The following is a 2,563-nucleotide window of genomic DNA, read 5'->3' as shown; positions in this document are numbered from 1 at the left end:
TGCGCTGCCGGAAAGCCAGGATGACCTGATCCGCTACTACACCTTCAACGACTCCGACCTGTCGCTGATCCGCCAGCGACGCGGCGACGCCAACCGCCTCGGCTTCGCCGTGCAGCTCTGCCTGCTGCGCTACCCCGGTTACGCGCTGGGAACCGACAGCGAGCTGCCCGAGCCGGTCATCCTGTGGGTGGCGAAGCAAGTCCAGGCCGAGCCGGCGAGCTGGGCAAAGTACGGCGAGCGCGACGTGACCCGTCGCGAGCATGCCCAGGAACTGCGCACCTACCTGCAACTGGCCCCGTTCGGCCTGTCCGACTTCCGCGCCCTGGTGCGCGAGCTAACCGAGCTGGCCCAGCAGACCGACAAAGGCTTGCTGCTGGCCGGTCAGGCCCTGGAGAGCCTACGGCAGAAACGACGCATCCTGCCGGCGCTGAGCGTGATTGACCGGGCCTGCTCGGAAGCCATTGCGCGAGCCAATCGGCGGGTCTACCGCGCCCTGGTCGAACCACTCACGGACTCGCATCGGGCCAAGCTGGACGAGCTGTTGAAGCTCAAGGCCGGCAGCAGCATCACCTGGTTGACCTGGCTGCGCCAGGCACCGCTGAAACCCAACTCTCGGCACATGCTGGAACACATCGAGCGGCTGAAGACATTTCAGTTGGTGGACTTGCCCGAAGGCCTGGGCCGGCACATCCACCAGAACCGCCTGCTCAAGCTGGCCCGCGAGGGTGGGCAGATGACGCCCAAAGACCTCGGTAAGTTCGAGCCGCAGCGCCGCTACGCGACCCTGGCCGCCGTGGTGCTGGAGAGCACCGCGACCGTGATCGATGAGCTGGTCGATCTGCATGACCGCATCCTGGTCAAGCTGTTCAGCGGCGCGAAGCACAAGCATCAGCAGCAGTTCCAGAAGCAGGGCAAGGCGATCAACGACAAGGTGCGCCTGTACTCCAGGATCGGCCAGGCGCTGCTGGAAGCGAAGGAAAGCGGCAGCGACCCCTATGCCGCCATCGAGGCGGTGATTCCCTGGGACGAGTTCACCGAGAGCGTCAGCGAGGCCGAGCTGCTGGCCCGGCCGGAAGGCTTCGACCACCTGCACCTGGTCGGCGAGAACTTCGCCACCCTGCGCCGTTACACGCCGGCCTTGCTGGAGGTGCTGGAACTGCGCGCCGCGCCGGCCGCGCAAGGCGTGCTGGCAGCCGTGCAGACCCTGCGTGAGATGAACGCCGACAACCTGCGCAAGGTGCCGGCCGATGCACCCACGGCCTTCATCAAGCCGCGCTGGAAGCCGCTGGTGATCACCCCGGAAGGCCTCGACCGGAAATTCTACGAAATCTGCGCCCTGTCCGAGCTGAAGAACGCCCTGCGCTCCGGCGACATCTGGGTCAAGGGCTCGCGGCAGTTCCGCGACTTCGACGACTACCTGCTGCCGGCCGAGAAGTTCGCCGCACTCAAGCGCGAGCAGGCCCTGCCCCTGGCGATCAACCCGAACAGCGACCAGTACCTGGAAGAGCGTTTGCAGCTGCTGGACGAGCAGTTGGCCACCGTCACCCGCCTGGCCAAGGACAACGAGCTGCCCGATGCCATCCTCACCGAGTCAGGGCTGAAAATCACCCCGCTGGATGCGGCGGTGCCGGATCGGGCGCAGGCGCTGATCGACCAAACCAGCCAGTTACTGCCGCGCATCAAGATCACCGAACTGCTGATGGACGTGGACGACTGGACGGGCTTCAGCCGCCACTTCACCCACTTGAAGGACGGGGCCGAGGCCAAAGACAGGACGTTGCTGCTGTCCGCAATCCTCGGTGATGCGATCAACCTCGGGCTGACCAAGATGGCCGAGTCGAGCCCCGGCCTGACCTACGCCAAGCTGTCCTGGCTGCAAGCCTGGCACATCCGCGACGAAACCTATTCGGCGGCCTTGGCCGAGCTGGTCAACCACCAGTATCGCCACGCCTTTGCCGCCCACTGGGGCGACGGCACGACCTCATCCTCCGATGGCCAGCGCTTCCGCGCGGGTGGCCGGGGCGAGAGCACCGGGCACGTCAACCCGAAGTACGGTAGCGAGCCGGGACGGCTGTTCTATACCCATATCTCCGACCAGTACGCGCCGTTCAGCACCCGCGTGGTGAATGTCGGCGTCCGCGATTCCACCTATGTGCTCGACGGCCTGCTGTACCACGAGTCCGACCTGCGGATCGAGGAGCACTACACCGACACGGCCGGCTTCACCGATCACGTCTTTGCCCTGATGCACCTGCTAGGCTTCCGCTTCGCGCCGCGCATCCGCGACCTCGGCGAAACCAAGCTGTACGTGCCGCAGGGCGTGCAAGCCTACCCGACGTTGCGCCCGCTGATCGGCGGCACCCTGAACATCAAGCACGTGCGTGCCCACTGGGACGACATCCTGCGCCTGGCCAGCTCGATCAAGCAGGGCACCGTCACCGCCTCGCTGATGCTGCGCAAGCTCGGCAGCTACCCGCGCCAGAACGGACTGGCCGTGGCCCTGCGCGAGCTGGGCCGGATCGAGCGCACGCTGTTCATCCTGGACTGGCTGCAAAGTGTTGAA

General features: G+C 65.9%; 1 protein-coding gene. It reads left to right on the top strand.

All coding sequences use genetic code 11. The features are described from left to right. The coding region (locus H3221_RS25470; protein WP_224490810.1) for a Tn3-like element TnAs1 family transposase at positions 1 to 2,563 on the top strand (2,563 nt) is incomplete at both ends.

The organism is Pseudomonas chaetocerotis (assembly GCF_015712105.2).
Classification (GTDB): Bacteria; Pseudomonadota; Gammaproteobacteria; order Pseudomonadales; family Pseudomonadaceae; genus Aquipseudomonas; species Aquipseudomonas chaetocerotis.
The sequence above is the reverse complement of the archived record's forward strand: the minus strand, read 5'-3'. Positions and strand labels throughout refer to the sequence as shown.